This is a genomic window from Vibrio sp. T13N (assembly GCF_032970445.1).
GTDB lineage: Bacteria > Pseudomonadota > Gammaproteobacteria > Enterobacterales > Vibrionaceae > Vibrio > Vibrio diabolicus.
Genome location: NZ_JAWJYE010000014.1, coordinates 81062 through 99829 on the forward strand (window position 1 = coordinate 81062; position 18768 = coordinate 99829).

Annotated in this window: 10 protein-coding genes, 1 tRNA gene and 1 riboswitch; of the genes, 6 read left to right on the forward strand and 5 right to left on the reverse strand. The window is 44.4% G+C overall.

Going from position 1 to position 18768, the window contains the following annotated elements; translation table 11 throughout:
- Positions 1-9: 9 nt before the first annotated feature.
- Complete coding sequence (csrD, locus tag R2S67_RS19340) at positions 10-2019, reverse strand: RNase E specificity factor CsrD (protein ID WP_085344274.1); 2010 nt, start codon at positions 2017-2019, stop codon at positions 10-12.
- 243 nt (positions 2020-2262) lie between these two features.
- Positions 2263-2796, reverse strand: a complete 534-nt coding sequence (locus R2S67_RS19345; RefSeq protein WP_005397416.1) for a single-stranded DNA-binding protein — start codon at positions 2794-2796, stop codon at positions 2263-2265.
- 277 nt (positions 2797-3073) lie between these two features.
- Here R2S67_RS19345 and R2S67_RS19350 point away from each other — a divergent pair, with 277 nt between their 5' ends.
- The 4 genes from R2S67_RS19350 to R2S67_RS19365 all read left to right on the forward strand — a co-directional run bounded on the left by R2S67_RS19350 (position 3074) and on the right by R2S67_RS19365 (position 9570).
- Positions 3074-3718, forward strand: coding sequence for a LuxR C-terminal-related transcriptional regulator (locus R2S67_RS19350; protein ID WP_005397417.1), 645 nt, complete (start codon positions 3074-3076; stop codon positions 3716-3718).
- Positions 3719-3876: 158 nt separating this feature from the next.
- Entirely contained in the window at positions 3877-4749 is an 873-nt protein-coding gene (gene galU, locus R2S67_RS19355) for a UTP--glucose-1-phosphate uridylyltransferase GalU (RefSeq protein WP_005397418.1), read from the forward strand.
- Between the two features lie 149 nt (positions 4750-4898).
- Positions 4899-7721, forward strand: coding sequence for an excinuclease ABC subunit UvrA (gene uvrA, locus R2S67_RS19360; RefSeq protein WP_317346681.1), 2823 nt, complete (start codon positions 4899-4901; stop codon positions 7719-7721).
- Between the two features lie 67 nt (positions 7722-7788).
- Positions 7789-9570, forward strand: a complete 1782-nt coding sequence (locus R2S67_RS19365) for a PglL family O-oligosaccharyltransferase (RefSeq protein WP_317346682.1) — start codon at positions 7789-7791, stop codon at positions 9568-9570.
- Positions 9571-9629: 59 nt separating this feature from the next.
- Here the strand turns inward: R2S67_RS19365 and R2S67_RS19370 are convergent, their stop codons facing one another.
- On the reverse strand, positions 9630-10751 hold the full coding sequence (locus tag R2S67_RS19370) for an alanine--glyoxylate aminotransferase family protein (protein WP_317346683.1): 1122 nt from the start codon (positions 10749-10751) through the stop codon (positions 9630-9632).
- Positions 10752-10971: 220 nt separating this feature from the next.
- A riboswitch (Lysine riboswitch) is annotated at positions 10972-11150 on the forward strand.
- A gap of 101 nt (positions 11151-11251) precedes the next feature.
- Here R2S67_RS19370 and lysC point away from each other — a divergent pair.
- Positions 11252-12604, forward strand: a complete 1353-nt coding sequence (lysC, locus tag R2S67_RS19375) for a lysine-sensitive aspartokinase 3 (RefSeq protein ID WP_317346684.1) — start codon at positions 11252-11254, stop codon at positions 12602-12604.
- Between the two features lie 86 nt (positions 12605-12690).
- Here lysC and metH read toward each other — a convergent pair whose 3' ends face one another.
- Positions 12691-16371: a methionine synthase gene (gene metH, locus R2S67_RS19380; protein ID WP_317346685.1), complete on the reverse strand. Its 3681-nt coding sequence runs from the start codon at positions 16369-16371 to the stop codon at positions 12691-12693.
- A 191-nt stretch (positions 16372-16562) separates the two neighbouring features.
- Between metH and R2S67_RS19385 the strand changes: the two genes are divergently transcribed.
- On the forward strand, positions 16563-17894 hold the full coding sequence (locus R2S67_RS19385) for a cation:proton antiporter (RefSeq protein ID WP_114323950.1): 1332 nt from the start codon (positions 16563-16565) through the stop codon (positions 17892-17894).
- Between the two features lie 772 nt (positions 17895-18666).
- Here R2S67_RS19385 and R2S67_RS19390 read toward each other — a convergent pair.
- Positions 18667-18743 (reverse strand) — tRNA-Asp (locus R2S67_RS19390).
- Positions 18744-18768: the final 25 nt, after the last annotated feature.

Here is an 18768-nt window from a genome sequence, read left to right on the forward strand (position 1 = left end):
TTATTATCTTTATTTTTTACGCCAGCGATTTCGTCTTCCCAATTTCACTTGGGATTCTGATTGAGAACTTGGCAATGCTTGTGGACGAGGAAGAAACTGCTGCTCTGCAGAAAAGTAGCGCCCTTGCCCACCATAAACCCCGAGCTCAATTAACGTGTTGAGCTCGTTTTGATTCTCAATTCCCACTGCTATGATTTTAGTTTTACTGTTTGCCGCGGCACCTAGCATGCTGCGGACAAATAGCTGGTTCTCATGTCGCTGGTCGATTTTTGCTACTAAACTGCGATGAAGTTTAAGGTAACGAATATCCACTTCTTTTAAATAGTGAGTGCTGACGATGGTTCGTCCAGCCTGCCCAACCATTAAGTGGCACCCTAAACCGGCCAGCATTTTAGCGACTGGTCGCATAAAGTCTAAGTGTCTTACAAATTGTGCTTCAACAAACTCAAAACTGAGACACTTTCTCTGTTCACGTGACAACTGTAAGAGTTCATCACGAAACCATTTAAAGTACTCTCGGTTAGAAAAAGGCGTTACATTCAAATTGAGCGCATACTCTCTCGAGTTATCAAAATTATCCTTAAATTCTCTTAAGAATTTATTAATAACTGACTTATCCATTTGCGCTTCATAACCAACCTGTCTGATCGCAGAAATAAACCGAGACGCTTTAACAATGCCATTCTCAGGATCGCGAATCCGACATGTTAACTCTTCATATAATGATTTTTTATGCGTCGCATCACTTATTGGGTGCACAGATTGTGCGTAGAGTATCACATTTTCTGGTGTAAGTGCTGTGTCAAATAACGTTCTCCACCTCACACTTCCGCGAGCTTCTTCATCGTGGTTCCATTTTTTGAAGCGACTCCAATTATTGTTATTTTGTAGTTGCGCACTACGCAAAGCTGTCTCTGCCTCATCGATGATTTGGCTGTGTCGCTCACCCTCTTTATAAGTAGTGATGCCTATATGGCACCAGTTGTCTGGGTCGAGTGGCTCTGGCGGAATTAATTTTTCTAACTGGCGAATGCATTGTGATGCCAAATTAGCCACATCTTTAGCACTTTGATGCGGAAGAAATAACGCAAAATCAGCATCGTAATAACGAGAAAATACAACATCAGGGTATCGCTGAACTAAGTTGGATAATAAACTCCCTACTTCAACAATAAACTCATCCGTAATTTGCTTATCTTGCTCTTCTTCAACCAGTTTCCAGTCTTGAATGCGTACTAGCAACACGGCGCCGCGAGCCCCACTTTCTAGTAACGCCGATTCCAGTTTGCTATCAAACAGCACTCGATTGGCGGTACCTGTTAACTTATCAAGGAAGGTTTGAGTTCGAATAAAGGTATCAAATCGGCTTCGCTCTTGACGCGCATCTTGTAACTCTTCAATTAATACATCGAGCGCTTCACTGGCAGTATAAGGCCATTCTTTTTTGTCACCTTTTGCATACTGCTCTACCCGACCAGCAAGGATCATCCTGCCTCGCTCTTCGAGCATTTCAGAGCCTTCTAATTGCTCCTTAAGCCACGCAACACCGCGCATTAAACAGAAGATGATCAGGATAACGGCAAGCGTGATCGACCAAAGCGCCTGCATTGAGTAGCTGTAACCTAAATAAGGCGGGATCGCTTTAAAATGAATCGTGTAATCTTGATTGTGAGTCAGTTGGTATTCTGTCTCAAACAAGACTGACGCTTCCATTTGATGAGAAGTATCTTTGAAGCGATAAACAACCGCATTGTTGGTCGACAATGTCATTTCGACAATATTGGAAGCCTGCAGCATTTTCGGCATCCAGCGCTGCATAGAATAAGCAGCGTCAGGATCTTCCATCTCCTTGTCGACCACCTCTACGATCCCTTCTAAATAATGGGTGAGATATTCCTGCCCAAGACGCTTAAAAGAGAGGGTGCCACCGACAAACAAGATAAACATGGCGCAGATGACGATCATGGTGACAAAAGCCACCAGCCGTGTGCTTAACTTAAGAGTTGGGGTATACCTCATGAATACCAAATTCCTTTTTTATTCATCATATACCTTATTGAAATATTTATACTTGATAAGAGTTCATCAAACAATCGGATTCGTCTGATAGTGAGAGGCCGGAGCATAAAGAACATAACACTCATTGATAAGTTTTATTGTTACGCCTAACCTTGCAGAGATAAGCCTTTGAGCTCATTAGATAGTGACAATAAAAAAAGACCGCGATATTCGCGGCCTTTTCGATTCAAGCATAAGCAGAATTTAGAACGGGATATCGTCGTCAAAATCCATTGGTGGCTCATTGTACTGCTGCTGTGGTTGCTGCGGAGCCTGCTGTTGTTGCTGTTGCTGAGGCGCATTGTACTGCTGCTGAGCTGGTTGTTGAGGCTGACCCCATCCACCTTGCTGCTGTTGACCGCCCATTGGTGCGCCGCCACCTTGACCACGACCGCCAAGCATTTGCATCACGCCGTTGAAGCCTTGAACAACGACTTCAGTTGAGTAGCGATCTTGACCGCTTTGGTCTTGCCATTTACGCGTTTGCAGTTGGCCCTCAATGTATACTTGAGAACCTTTACGCAAGTACTCACCTGCTACTTCCGCAAGCTTGCCGAACAACACAACACGGTGCCATTCCGTTTTTTCGCGCTGTTCGCCAGTCGCTTTATCACGCCATGAATCAGAAGTCGCAATAGTAATGTTTGCTACTGCACCGCCGTTCGGCATGTAACGAATTTCAGGGTCGTTACCTAGATTCCCCACCAAAATAACTTTGTTAATTCCACGGCTGGCCATGATGTGCTCCGTTTCACTCTGGATATATAAAATTTTAGCGCATTAGAATAGCACGCTTTAATGTTTTGATTAAAGTCTAATACCATTGTGATCTAATGAGTCACCTACTAGAACCCAAATCGCATTTCAACTTACGCATGTAGCACTTTTGATTCGCGTTGCAGACATCGTTTCGTGAAGCTTTGAATTCGAACGCATTTATTCAGTAAAGCTATGGTTATAACCTCTCTTTAATGCCAACTTATGGCCTTTATTGAACACTGGGAGATTTGAACACGTGAGAAAGTCGGCTTACGCAAGAAAGCTATTTCTGATCAGTATGGAAGATAATGCGCAAAAAAAGGTGGCAGCACTCGAAAAGTACATTGATATGAGCATCCCGGTGATTTCAACCGAAGCACTCATGGAAGCTAAGCCACAGCATCGTAATAAAATCCTACTGATCGACTTCAGTGAACATAAATCACTCGTTCAATCGATCAAAAACTTACCGCTGGTATGGAAGAACTTTGAAACCGTTGTGTTCAATGTCCCTAAAAGGCTGACCACGGATGAGCTGCTTTCATTTGGTCAATTAAAGGGGCTGTTCTATTCCGAAGATACGCTAGAGCAAATTGGAGAAGGATTAAAAGGCATTGTTAACGGTCAAAACTGGCTGCCGCGTAATGTAACCAGTCAACTTTTACACTATTACCGTAACGTCATTAACACTCATACTGCCCCAGCCACGGTAGACCTAACCATTCGCGAGCTGCAAGTACTGCGTTGCTTGCAAGCTGGCGCCTCAAACAGCCAAATGGCCGAGGAATTATTTGTCAGTGAATTCACCATCAAATCGCACTTGTATCAGATATTCAAAAAGCTATCAGTGAAGAATCGCGTTCAGGCAATTGCTTGGGCAGATCAAAACTTAATGTCATGATGCGATGCCGCGACTCTAATGACTGAAATGACGAGTCGCTCATCTTTTTTCCGCACTGAGTCTCACACTTTTTCCTACTTTATTCATGATTCATTGACGCCTCTCGTGTTAAAGTTATGCGCAGATTCTTGATAATAACGAGATAGGATATTCCCCCAATGATTAAAAAATGTCTGTTCCCTGCTGCAGGCTATGGCACTCGCTTCTTACCGGCAACGAAATCTATGCCAAAAGAGATGATGCCAGTCGTGAATAAACCGCTTATTGAATACGGCGTGGAAGAAGCAATTCAAGCTGGTATGAACGGCATGTGTATTGTGACAGGTCGTGGCAAACACTCTATCATGGACCACTTTGATAAGAACTACGAACTGGAACACCAGATTAGCGGTACCAATAAAGAAGAGCTATTGGTAGATATCCGTGAAATCATTGAATCTGCAAACTTCACTTACATCCGTCAACGCGAGATGAAAGGCTTAGGCCATGCGATTCTGACCGGGCGTGAACTGGTGGGTGACGAACCATTTGCCGTCGTTCTTGCTGATGACCTTTGTGTCAACGAAGAAGAAGGCGTGCTAGCTCAAATGGTGGCGCTATTTAAACAGTTCCGTTGTTCTATCGTTGCCGTACAAGAAGTCCCAGAAGATGAGACTCACAAATACGGCGTTATCTCTGGTGAAATGATCAAAGATGACATCTACCGCGTAGACGACATGGTAGAAAAACCTGAGAAAGGCACGGCACCAAGCAACCTTGCGATCATTGGTCGCTACATTCTGACCCCTGATATTTTCGAACTGATTGAAAACACAGAGCCAGGTAAAGGTGGTGAAATTCAAATCACTGACGCGCTACTTAAACAAGCAAAAGCGGGCTGTGTCTTGGCTTACAAATTCAAAGGCAAACGCTTTGACTGTGGTAGTGTTGAAGGTTACATCGAAGCAACCAACTACTGTTTTGAAAACCTTTATCTAAAAGATGAAAAAGCCTCTGAGTTAGGTAAACACGCAACACAAAAAGCGGTATAAAGCATCGTCGTAGTACGAAATTATTGTTTCTAAAGCCCAGCATTATGTTGGGCTTTTATTTTTACTGTTTTTTTATCCAGTAATTTTCTTTGCACATTTCTCACACTATGTAATACTTGCCCCACTTGGTTATACATAGAGCAAAAACGATGGATAAAATAGAAGTTCGCGGTGCCCGAACCCATAACCTCAAAGACATTAATCTTACAATCCCTCGCGATAAACTGATTGTCATTACTGGACTAAGTGGCTCCGGTAAATCCTCTCTCGCTTTCGATACATTGTATGCAGAAGGCCAACGACGCTACGTAGAGTCTCTCTCTGCCTACGCTCGTCAGTTTTTGTCTCTGATGGAAAAACCCGATGTCGACCATATTGAAGGATTATCACCCGCGATTTCTATTGAACAGAAGTCTACTTCTCATAACCCGCGTTCAACCGTCGGTACAATTACCGAAGTCTACGATTACTTACGTCTGTTGTATGCTCGTGTGGGTGAACCCCGCTGTCCAACGCACCATGCCCCTCTTGCCGCACAAACCATCAGTCAAATGGTGGACAAAGTTCTAGAGATGCCAGAAGGCAGCAAAATGATGCTGTTGGCCCCTATTGTCAAAGAGCGTAAAGGTGAGCATGTTAAAACGCTTGAGAACCTGGCAGCTCAGGGCTTTATTCGTGCGCGTATTGATGGAGAGACATGCGATCTATCTGATCCTCCAACGCTAGAGCTACATAAAAAGCACACCATTGAAGTCGTGGTCGACCGCTTTAAAGTTCGTCCAGACCTGCAACAGCGCTTAGCCGAATCTTTTGAGACAACGCTCGAATTATCAGGAGGAATTGCGGTTGTCGCGCCAATGGATGGAGACGGTGAAGAGATTATTTTCTCCGCCAACTTCGCTTGTCCACAATGTGGTTACAGCATGCAAGAGTTAGAGCCGCGACTTTTCTCATTCAACAACCCTGCTGGTGCGTGTGGGACTTGTGATGGTTTGGGTGTGCAGCAATATTTTGATCCAAGCCGAGTAATTCAAGATGATTCATTAAGCTTGGCACAAGGTGCGATTCGCGGTTGGGATCAAAAGAACTATTACTACTTCCAAATGCTCACCTCATTGGCTGATCATTATGGTTTTGATCTCCATGCACCTTTTAATTCTCTGCCAAAGAAAACGCAAGATGTCATTCTAAAGGGCTCTGGTCGTACTGAGATTGAGTTTAAATACATCAACGATCGTGGCGATATTCGCGTTAAACGCCATCCATTCGAAGGTATTCTGAATACCTTAGAACGTCGCTATCGTGATACAGAATCCAACTCTGTCCGTGAAGAGCTTGCGAAGTACATCTCCACTAAATCTTGTTCAAGCTGTGGCGGTACTCGTCTACGCCTTGAAGCACGTAACGTGTTTATTGCTGATACGACACTGCCTGAGATTGTTGAACTTAGCATTGCTGATGCATTGGAATTCTTCCATTCCTTGAAACTGGAAGGTCAACGTGCCCAAATCGCCGAAAAAGTGATGAAGGAAATCAACGATCGCCTGCAGTTCTTGGTTAACGTTGGTTTGAACTATCTAAACTTGTCTCGCAGCGCCGAAACGCTCTCTGGTGGTGAAGCCCAACGCATTCGCTTAGCAAGCCAAATTGGGGCGGGCCTTGTTGGTGTGATGTATGTTCTGGACGAACCGTCGATTGGTCTCCACCAGCGTGATAATGAACGCTTATTAAAAACGCTCACTCATTTGCGCGATTTGGGTAATACCGTACTCGTGGTAGAACACGATGAAGATGCTATTCGCTGTGCGGATCATGTCATAGATATCGGTCCTGGCGCTGGCGTACACGGTGGTCATGTTGTCGCGGAAGGCGCTATGGAAGAGATCATCGCAAATCCGAATTCTCTGACAGGTCAGTACTTAAGTGGCGTTAAAGAAATCGCAGTACCGAAAGATCGCACGCCGCGTGATCCGAAAAAAACGGTTGAGCTCTTAGGCGCAACAGGTAATAACCTTAAGAACGTTAATCTCTCTATTCCTGTTGGGTTATTCAGCTGTATTACAGGGGTATCTGGCTCAGGTAAATCAACGCTGATTAATGATACTTTCTTTAAAATTGCTCACACCCAACTCAACGGAGCAACAACGGCTCAACCTTCACCTTATAAATCGATTAAAGGCCTAGAGCACTTCGACAAGGTTATCGATATCGATCAAAGCCCAATTGGTCGTACACCTCGCTCTAACCCTGCAACCTATACGGGGATCTTTACCCCAATCCGTGAACTGTTTGCAGGCACACAAGAGTCGCGTTCTCGCGGTTACAAGCCTGGACGTTTTAGCTTTAACGTACGCGGTGGTCGTTGTGAGGCCTGTCAGGGTGATGGTGTCATTAAAGTTGAAATGCATTTCCTACCAGATGTTTATGTGCCATGTGATGTATGTAAAGGTAAGCGCTACAACCGTGAAACACTTGAAGTACGTTACAAAGGCAAAACCATTGATGAAGTGCTAGAAATGACGGTCGAAGACGCCCGAACGTTCTTTGAACCCGTACCTGCTATAGCACGTAAGCTACAGACTCTAATGGATGTTGGCTTGTCTTACATTCGCCTAGGTCAAGCGGCAACGACACTCTCCGGTGGTGAAGCTCAGCGTGTGAAACTAGCGAGAGAGCTATCCAAGCGTGATACAGGAAAAACCTTGTACATTTTGGATGAACCAACAACCGGCCTGCACTTCCATGATATCCAGCAGTTGCTCACTGTATTGCACAGACTTCGCGACCACGGAAATACTGTCGTGGTGATCGAGCATAACCTAGATGTCATTAAGACTGCGGACTGGATTATCGATCTAGGACCTGAAGGGGGACAGGGTGGAGGCGAGATAATCGCTCAAGGCACACCGGAAGATGTGTCGCAAATCGAGGGCTCACACACAGCTCACTTCCTTAAGCCTATGTTGAAGTAGAAAAAACAGGTAAAGTACCGAGACCAGCAAGTGCTGGTCTTTTTTCATTCAAAACAACGCAATAACTATGGCTACTATACATGTAAGTGGAACAAAGCTTTCTCCCGAAAAAGTACAGGTTCCCCTCAATCGCAAGTTTCTCATTGCCTTGGCAACACTATTTGTGTTGGCAATGCACTTTTTCATGCCCAACCCCGGCGGTTCGGGGCTTTCGCTTTCGTTCAATGCGACAACTTGGATTGCTTTTAGCTTTGCATTAGGCATTGGGTGTTACCAACTCGCGAATAATCGAGTGCTACGTTACTCAAAACTAACCATCGGCTTGTTCATTAGTGCTCTTATCATGACAGTACCCATTCTGTACCCAAATGCGAATAGCAGCTTGGCAGCCAATAAGCTCATAGGCCTGTGGTGTGGTGTCCTGTTCTTTATTGTTTTACAACAATTTCATTTCAGTAATAAACATCGCCAACGCCTATTATGGTTCATTGTCCTTGCGGTTGTTATCGAAGCCATTTTTGGTTTGACACAATATCTGCATCTCAAACCAGGCAATCCGTTTGGTTACGACACGGTGGCCAATCGTCCTTATGGTATTTTCCAACAGCCCAATGTAATGGCCAGCTTTCTTGCGACAGGGTTGGTGATTGCCAGCTATTTACTTGCACGTCAGCCCTACAAATACGACCGTAAGTTAAGCGATGTTTACCTTCTCTATGCCGTGCCAGTTTTAACTTTACCACTAATTGTGGCGTTGGCTTCACGCACTGGTTGGTTAGCCTCGGTCATCGCCGTGTTGTTGGTCATTCCATACATGTACCGCTTTGCAACCAAAGGACGCTTTATCCGTTGGGTTGTGTCACTTGTAAGTGGGCTCTTACTCTCAGTCGTTGTCATGCATCTTGCCTTTCCTGATGGAGGTGGGTTAGCCGCAGAAAAAGTAAATATGGAGTCTCCTCGAGCGTATACTTTTCCGCAAACATTAGACATGGTGATTGAAAAGCCTTTTACTGGTTATGGATATGGTAAGTTTGAATCTGAGTACATGCTGTATACGGCTCGTCAACATGCCCTAAATGAGAATTACCCAGCTGGTTTGCCAGCCATGGATCATCCGCATAATGAGCTACTTTACTGGGGAGTAGAAGGTGGCTTGCTGCCAATACTCGGCATCTTCTTAGCGATGGCACTGGTACTGTATCGAATCTATCAAGCCAAACGCGGAACTCGTCTTGCGTTGCTGGCCTTGTTTATACCTATCGTATTGCACTCACAACTGGAATACCCTTTCTACCACTCTCTCGTGCATTGGTTGATCTTTGTTATCCTACTGTACTGGGTCGATCAGCGCGTCTCTCGTTATCGACAAGTCGGCTTTAGTAATGTGACCAAAAGCTTGCTGCGTGTTTTTAGTTTGGTACTTCCCGTTGCGTTTACGTTTTACATGGTAAGCGCATTACATACGAACTATGTATTGACGAAGTTTGAGACCACTAGACCAACTAACCCTGATATTCTGAATCAAGTCAGTAACCCTGTGGTTTGGAAAGACAGATTTGATTGGGATGTCTATAGCACGTTTTTAAACATTGGGCTGTACCAACAAGACGCAACCTTGATTCAGCCTTATATCGATTGGTCGCTAAAAATCATCAAAGATAAGCCTCGCCCTGCATTTTATAATAATTTGATTTTGGCCTACCAAGGCTTAGATGACTCAAGTAAAGCAGAGCAAATTCGAGCTGAAGCACAGTTTTTGTTCCCGAAGATTGATTTCAGTGACGTCAATTACCAACCACCGTCTCAAGCAATCTCTGCCTCACTAGCACCTACTTCAGGTGCAGAGTAATAAGTACAAAAAAGCGAAGGGATGACCTTCGCTTTTCTTTATCTCATTGCGGTATAGTTTTATTCAGTGAGTGACTCTTCTAATGCTTTTAAGCACAGCGCAACGTTTTCAGGTCGAGCGCCGTAACCCATTAAGCCAATACGCCACGCTTTACCAGCTAATGCCCCGAGGCCTGCACCAATTTCTAGGTTATAGGTTTCTAGTAAGTGAGCACGAACTTTTGCTTCATCAATTCCTTCAGGCACGTAAATCGCATTTAATTGTGGCAACCGATGGGCTTCGTCCACAACAAATTCAAAGCCTAACTTTTGTAGGCCATTTTTGAGTTTTTCATGCATCAGTTGATGACGAGCCCAAGTGTTTTCTAATCCTTCATTTTTCAGTATCAATAAAGCTTCATGAAGCGCATACAAGCTATTAACTGGCGCCGTATGATGGTAACTACGCTTGCCTTCTCCACTCCAATAGCCCAACACTAAACTCTGATCGAGGAACCAACTCTGTACTGGCGTTGTTCTTGCTTGAATCTTTTCAATCGCGGCAGGAGAAAACGTCACTGGTGAGAGCCCTGGTACACATGACAAACATTTTTGACTGCCAGAGTAAACCGCATCCAGTTGCCATTCATCCACTTTTAACGGCACACCACCAAGTGACGTCACCGCATCAACAATAGATAATGCATTATGCTGTTTCGCCAGCTTACCCAATGCTTGAGCATCACTGACTGCACCAGTTGAGGTTTCCGCATGCACAAAAGCAAGAATTTTTGTATCTGGGTGCTGTTCGAGTGCTTGCTCGACTTTATCAATGGAAACAGGCGTCCCCCATTCATCATCGACGATAACAACTTCACCACCAGCACGGACGACATTTTCGCGCATGCGTTCACCAAATACACCGTTACGGCAGACGATCACTTTATCGCCTTCCTCGATTAAGTTTACAAAGCAGGTTTCCATCCCTGCACTACCTGGCGCTGAAACTGCAATAGTGAATTCATTGTCAGTTTGAAAGGCATACTTCAATAGCTGCTTGAGCTCATCCATCATACCGATAAACAGAGGATCAAGGTGACCTACCGTAGGACGGCTTAGTGCTTGTAACACTTGAGGATAAATATCAGAAGGACCAGGTCCCATTAAAATACGGTGAGGTGGAATAAAGCTTTGGATCGACATGTCAGCTCCTTGATTATCTTTTATCCTGAGCATTCTAAAAGTTCTATTCAATAACATGGCTCAGGTGTAGGGTTCTTCACCCTAATAGATTTTTCCTCTATCAGCAATTAGCCGTAAGTATGGAGGTCAAACCAGTGTCACAAAATCGTTAATAAAAAACACCATAAAGGTTGAAATATTGATTGACATTAAGGCCTCAAAACCGTTCAATGTTTGAGCTTTATGTAGAAGAGGAGCGCTACCCAGGTAGATGATTTGTGGAACCGCAATTCCAACACCAATCATTGAGGGGGAGTAGTGCCGAGGTAAGTCAAAGTTGCAGGATTTGACTTGTCGGTTGAATTGGGCTGAATCCCATCAACTGTCATCAGCGCAGTCTGATGAAGGGCTTCTGAGGGTAAATTTTTCAAATAGCATTCTAAATACCTCTCTTTTTGCTCTGTTCCTTTTCTCACTAAACATTGGATGTACAATTTTTTAGGAAGTCGTGGGAGAACGCAGTGAGCGCATTTAACGTAGCTAAATTCGGTGGAACCAGTGTTGCCAACTTTGAGGCAATGAGTCGTTGTGCCACCATTATCGAAAACAATCCAAATACTCGCTTGGTCGTGATCAGCGCTTGTTCTGGCGTCACCAACCTATTGGTGGAACTCGCCAATGGTGTACAGGATCAAACGCACCGTACTGAACTGCTGCAAAATCTGGCCAACATTCATGACGCCATTTTAACTCAGCTCGAAGACAGCACGAAAACTGCTGCCGAGGTGTATGGCATATTAGATACCGTCACCAGCCTGGCCGAGGCTGCATCTATCCAAGCTAGTGCGAAGTTAACCGATCATTTAGTCGCATGTGGTGAACTCATGTCGACGCACATTCTAACTCAGTTAATGTGTGAGCGAGGCATTCAAGCAGTGCGCTTTGATATCCGCGATGTGCTGCGTACTGATGACAACTTTGGTCGCGCGGAGCCAAACATTGAAGCAATTTCGACGCTTGCGCAAGATAAACTCGTACCACTTTGCCAACAATCCGTTGTTGTTACTCAAGGCTTCATAGGATCTGACGAAGCCGGTAATACAACAACACTAGGTCGAGGAGGCAGCGATTACAGCGCCGCCTTAATTGCTGAGAGCGTCAAAGCGGCAGGGTTAGAAATCTGGACTGATGTTCCGGGCATCTACACAACAGACCCGCGAATTGCGCCAAAAGCCTCACCAATTCCCGAGATCAGCTTTAGTGAAGCTTCAGAAATGGCTAACTTTGGCGCTAAAATCCTTCACCCTTCTACGCTAGTACCCGCATTGCGCCACGACATTCCGGTATTTGTAGGGTCATCGAAAGAGCCAGAAAAAGGGGGAACTTGGATTCGCCACCAAGTCGAAAGCTCACCGTTGTTCCGTGCGCTAGCTTTGCGTTGTAACCAAACCATGGTAACGCTACGCAGCGCCAATATGTTCCACGCATACGGCTTCTTAGCAAAGGTCTTTGAGATCCTTGCAAAACATAAGATCTCTGTCGATTTGATCACGACATCTGAAATCAGTGTATCGTTAACACTTGATCAAACCGATACATCCGGCGGCGCGCCGCAGCTGCCGCAAGCTGTACGAGAAGAGTTAGAAGAGCTATGTAAGGTAGAAGTTGAACATGACCTATGCCTCGTTGCTCTCATTGGTAACAACATGAGTGAGAGTAAAGGCTACGCGAAACAGGTTTTTGGCACGCTAGAAGATTTTAACCTACGCATGATTTGTTATGGCGCAAGCCCTCATAACTTATGCTTCTTGCTCCATGAATCGGTATCGAAACAAGCCATACAAAAACTCCACACCGAGTTGTTTGAGAAGTAAGTTCAACTCAATAAAACAAAGGGCTGCGTATCTGCAGCCCTTTGTTGTTTCAATAGTTGTTACGTTTGGACGAGGTAAACATCAATTTAACCGTTAATGTTTGGCCCTAACCATTTTTCAGCCTCGATCCTATCCCACCCCTTACGATCGGCGTAACTCTCTAGCTGATCTTCTTGGATCTGTGCGATCGCAAAGTAACGTGAGTCAGGATGAGAGAAATACCAACCAGAGACTGACGCGCCCGGATACATTGCATAGCTGGAGGTTAGAGTCATGCCAATGTTCTCTTCCACATTAAGTAACTCCCAAAGCGGTCCTTTTTCAGTATGTTCAGGACACGCTGGATAACCCGGCGCAGGACGAATACCTTGGTATTTTTCACGAATGAGATCATCGTTAGATAAATCTTCATCCGCAGCATAACCCCAAATTTCTTTACGGACACGCTCATGCAAATACTCAGCAAACGCTTCGGCTAGGCGATCCGCCACCGCTTGAATCATAATTGCGTTGTAATCATCTCCCTGTGCTTTGTATTCATCCGCAAGCTCTCGTTCACCAATACCACCAGTGACAGCAAATGCCCCTATCCAATCATGTTTACCCGACTCTTTAGGTGCGATGTAGTCAGATAAACAATAGTTGAATCCTTTTGGTTTCTCGGTCTGTTGACGCAAGTTACGCAATACTTTCACAACGGCGGTACGAGTTTCATCAGAATAAACTTCAATGTCGTCCCCCACGCTTGCTGCAGGGAATAAGCCACATATTCCACGCGCTTTTAACAGGCCTTCTCGCTCAACTCGGTCAAGCAACTCGTTGGCATCTTCGAATAAACGTTTTGCTTCTTCACCGACTTCTTCATGTTGGAAAATTGTTGGATACTTGCCCACAAGTGACCAAGTCATAAAGAATGGTGTCCAATCGATGTATTGACGTAATGTGGCCACATCAAAATCATCGAAGATATGAATACCAGGCTTAACAGGCACTGGAGGAGTGTAAGCTTCCCAATCGATCGCAACTTTATTCGCTCGAGCCGCTTCTAATGTCACTGGTTTGGTTCTCGGTTTCTTTCGATTATGTTGATCACGTACTCGGTCGTAATCAGCTTCAAGTTTTTCAACAAATTCAGGGCGACGTTCATCTGACAATAGAGAAGTACATACGCCCACCGCACGTGAAGCGTTATTCACGTAAACCACTGGATGCTTGTAATTTTGCTCAATCTTAACTGCTGTATGGGCTTTTGACGTTGTTGCGCCACCGATGAGAAGAGGTAAGTTAAAGTCGAGACGCTCCATCTCTTTTGCAACATGCACCATTTCGTCTAATGAAGGCGTGATCAACCCTGACAAACCAATAATATCGACGTTCTCTTCTTGCGCTACTTTTAAGATCTTTTCGCAAGGAACCATGACACCAAGATCGATAATTTCATAGTTATTGCACTGCAATACAACGCCTACGATATTTTTCCCGATATCGTGTACATCACCTTTTACCGTCGCTAACAAGATCTTACCGTTTGTTTGTCCCACCTGCTTTTCTGCATTGATGTAGGGCTCGAGATGCGCTACCGCTTGCTTCATCACTCGGGCAGATTTTACGACCTGAGGAAGGAACATTTTACCTTCACCAAACAAGTCTCCGACGACGTTCATCCCATCCATTAGTGGACCTTCAATCACCTCTAATGGCTTTGAAGCGTTGACACGAGCCTCTTCGGTATCATCAACGATGAACTCAGTTATTCCTTTCACTAACGCGTGCTCTAAACGCTTTTCAACAGGCCAAGTTCTCCACTCAAGTGCAGAGGCATCCTCCTCTTTACCTACCCCTTTGCCTGCGTATTCCGCCGCGATATCTAACAATCTCTCAGTGGCGTCATCACGACGGTTAAGAACGACATCTTCCACAGCCTCACGCAATTTTTCAGGCACGTTATCGTAGATTTCTAACTGACCCGCATTCACAATCCCCATATCCATACCATTTTTAAAACAGTGGTAGAGGAACACCGCGTGAATCGCTTCACGTACATAGTTATTGCCACGGAAAGAGAATGAGACGTTAGAAACACCACCCGAGATCATCGCATATGGTAAATCACGTTTGATATCGCCAACGGCTTCAATGAAATCCACCGCGTAGTTATTATGCTCCTCGATCCCCGTAGCAATGGCAAAAATGTTTGGGTCAAAGATGATGTCTTCTGGTGGAAAGCCCACTTCATCAACGAGAATTCGGTAAGCGTTGGTACAAATTTCTACTTTGCGCTCACGTGTATCTGCTTGTCCAATCTCATCAAACGCCATCACAATCACAGCCGCACCGTAACGGCGGATCAACTTAGCTTGTTCAACGAATTTCTCTTTGCCTTCTTTGAGAGAGATCGAGTTAACAATGCCTTTGCCTTGGATGCACTTAAGACCGGCTTCAATAACCTCCCACTTGGAAGAGTCGACCATGATTGGTACTTTTGAGATTTCAGGTTCTGACGCACAAAGGTTTAAAAATCGAACCATACAAGCTTGTGCATCCAACATGCCTTCATCCATGTTGATATCGATAATTTGAGCGCCATTTTCAACTTGTTGACGAGCCACATCGAGCGCTTCATCGTACAGCTCTTCTTTAATCAAGCGCTTAAAACGCGCAGAACCGGTTACATTCGTACGCTCACCGACATTGATAAATAAAGAGTCTTTATCAATCGCGAGCGGCTCTAGGCCAGACAAGCGACAAGCAACGGGAAGATCAGGTAATTGACGAGGGGCGATATTTTCAACCGCGAGTGCCATTTGGCGAATGTGCTCTGGAGTTGTGCCACAACACCCACCAATTAAGTTTAAAAAGCCACTTTGAGCCCACTCTTTAACATGCTTAGCCATATCTTCTGGCGACAAATCGTATTCGCCGAATGCATTCGGAAGCCCGGCATTTGGGTGAGCGGAAACAAAAGATTCTGATATACGCGAAAGCTCTTCAACATAAGGACGAAGCTCATCTGGGCCCAACGCACAGTTCAAACCAAACGAAATCGGTTTAACATGACGTAATGAGTTGTAAAACGCTTCTGTAGTTTGACCTGATAATGTTCTACCGGAAGCATCAGTAATAGTCCCCGAGATCATCACAGGTAACTCAATACCCATCTCTTCAAACACACTTTCAACAGCAAATGAACAAGCCTTAGCGTTAAGAGTATCGAAGATGGTCTCGATAAGAATAAGGTCAGAACCGCCTTTAATCAGGGCTCGAGTCGATTCAGAGTAAGCCTCAACCAACTCGTCGAAAGAGACATTTCGATATCCGGGGTCATTTACATCAGGAGAAATAGAACAAGTTCGGTTCGTCGGCCCTAAAACCCCTGCGACATAACGCGGTTTATCGGGTGTTTTTGCGGTCCATTCGTCTGCAACTTCACGTGCAAGCTTGGCAGCTGCAAAGTTAATTTCTTCACTTAGGCTTTCCATCTCGTAGTCAGCCATCGCAATGGTTGTTGCGTTAAAAGTGTTGGTCTCGAGAATATCTGCACCCGCTTCTAAATATGCAGCGTGAATTTCCTTGATAATTTGAGGCTGACTTAGAACCAACAGGTCGTTGTTACCTTTTAGATCACAATGCCAATCCGCAAAGCGCGTTCCTCGATAGTCTTGCTCTTCAAGTTTGTATCCCTGAATCATGGTTCCCATACCACCATCAATCAAAAGAATACGTTGCTTCAATTGAGCTTCAATCTGTTGTCTTACGTTACTTCCCACAGTACAGCCTCATTCCTTTAGTTATCTTTCCATCCTATCACACAAACTTCAGGAGTCTAGACGTCTAAACGTGGAATTAATGATTATTTTATCTCCTTCTTAACTTACAAAATAATCGCGAAAAAATGTTTGCTATTTAAGCAGCATCAGTCGAGAATCCCATTCATAAAATGTTACAAATAGAGAGCTCTATGTCGGTCTATCATACTTTATGTTTTCTATCCGCAGCTGCGATGCTAATTGCTTTTGTAAACAGCAAGATAGGAAAGATGCAAACCACCATTGCGATTACCGCAGGTTCAATGGTGCTTTCACTTCTAATCTTAATTGCGGGCCAAAACAACTGGTTCCACCTCACCGAAATTGCGACAGAAACGGTCACAAGGATCAACTTTGAAGATTTCTTGCTCAAGGGCATTCTTGGCTTCTTACTATTTGCGGGTGGATTAGGCATCAAACTCCCGAACCTTAAGGATCAAAAATGGGAAATTACCGTTTTGGCTCTCGGAGCCACCCTGTTTTCCACTTTCTTTATCGGGTTTGCGCTCTACGGATTCTGTCAGTTAATTGGCATCCAATTTGATTTAGTCTACTGCTTACTTTTCGGTGCACTTATATCGCCAACTGACCCAATCGCTGTACTGGCTATAGTTAAAAAGCTCGACGCTCCCAAACGTATCTCCACTCAGATTGAAGGAGAGTCACTCTTCAATGATGGCTTCGGTTTGGTTATCTTTGTCACTCTATTCACGATTGCATTTGGTACTGAGGCACCAACTGTAGGTAGTGTCACCTTGCTCTTCATCCAAGAAGCTATCGGTGGTATCACTTATGGTTTCGTCCTCGGTTTGCTATTCCACTACTTAATCAGTGCCACCGATGATCACTCAATGGAGTTATTACTTACTATTGGTGTCCCAACGGCAGGTTACGCATTTGCTGAATACATCCATGTATCAGGCCCACTCGCGATGGTTGTATCCGGAATTATGATTGGCAACTGGACACGCTTTATTGGCTTTTCAAAAGAGAGTGAAGATCACCTTGACCATTTTTGGGAGCTTGTTGATGAGTTTTTGAATGGCGTGTTATTCCTACTGATCGGTATGTCAATGCTGCTATTTGAATTCCACAAAGAAGACTGGATCATGATGGCTATATCAGTCCCTCTTGTACTAGCAGCTCGCTATCTAAGCGTATTTCTCTCGTACATTGGCTTTAAGCGTTACAGAAAATATAACCCGTGGTCAGTACGTATTTTGACGTGGGGCGGCTTACGCGGGGGCCTTGCATTGGCAATGGCTCTTTCCATTCCATCAGGTATTTGGGTGATTCAAGATAAGTTAATCGATGTAAAAGAGATTATTCTTGTAATGACCTACTCCGTCGTTGTTTTCTCTATCCTCATTCAAGGCTCAACAATCACCCCAATGATTGAAAAAGCAAAAGATGAAGAGAAGAAAATGGAAGAGAACAACCAAGCAATAACCACTCCGGTGCATACGGAGCCAGTGGACTCTTAAAGACACGTAACTTAATAGATGAAAAAGCAGCTATCTAGCTGCTTTTTTCATATCTAATCTTCGGACTCCCCTTCAAGAACAAAACGCTTGTTACTCTTTGATATACAGTTAAATATCCGAATAATCGTCACGCTACGGTGTCATAGATACTAACTATTACCGATAGATAATATTCATAGACGAGTCTTTTAGTTTAAGCATTTTCATCTGTATCACTTCTCTTGGCAATATAGGCTCCTCGCAAACATCAAAGCTAAACTTTCACAATACTTAGCAATGAGCGAGTTTATATTTTTATGAGAAAGAGACATTTAGGGTGATTGCGTTCAGAACCCAAACGGGTTAGCAACCTCACCGAGATAAAACTGAGCTAGTATTCAGGTAGATCAAAGCCTTAACGGAAGTTTAGACTCCTCACTCTTGATCTCAGTGAGACTAAACTTGTATTCAAAGTCGTCCTATTTTCAAAATTGGAACAAGTGACACCTCAAACAATTAAACTCTGTCACATAAGTCACATAACTAGATTTTCTAATATCGAGTAAAAGGAACTTTGGTAAGCGCAAAGGCTCAAAACTAGAGTTAGGTATCGGAATAAAGCTAAGACTAAGTCACAGAATTACGTGTCAGCTCGTTCACAGTAGGGATTAAAACCATGTGAAGAGGGTAGTGTAACTCTATATGCAAGGTTTCAATATGGAAATGAGGTTAAGGGAAGTCGGGTAACCAAAACGAAAAAAGCCCCAGTCTTTCGACTGAGGCTTAATATAAGTGGCGGAGTGGACGGGACTCGAACCCGCGACCCCCGGCGTGACAGGCCGGTATTCTAACCAACTGAACTACCACTCCGCAGTGGTATCACTCGCTTGTAATC

Coding starts and splice junctions, on each gene's coding strand:
- R2S67_RS19365 (WP_317346682.1), top strand. CDS start 7,789: ATGGCTACTATACATGTAAGTGGAACAAAGCTTTCTCCCGAAAAAGTA.
- R2S67_RS19370 (WP_317346683.1), bottom strand. CDS start 10,751: ATGTCGATCCAAAGCTTTATTCCACCTCACCGTATTTTAATGGGACCT.
- csrD (WP_085344274.1), bottom strand. CDS start 2,019: ATGAGGTATACCCCAACTCTTAAGTTAAGCACACGGCTGGTGGCTTTT.
- galU (WP_005397418.1), top strand. CDS start 3,877: ATGATTAAAAAATGTCTGTTCCCTGCTGCAGGCTATGGCACTCGCTTC.
- R2S67_RS19385 (WP_114323950.1), top strand. CDS start 16,563: ATGTCGGTCTATCATACTTTATGTTTTCTATCCGCAGCTGCGATGCTA.
- uvrA (WP_317346681.1), top strand. CDS start 4,899: ATGGATAAAATAGAAGTTCGCGGTGCCCGAACCCATAACCTCAAAGAC.
- R2S67_RS19345 (WP_005397416.1), bottom strand. CDS start 2,796: ATGGCCAGCCGTGGAATTAACAAAGTTATTTTGGTGGGGAATCTAGGT.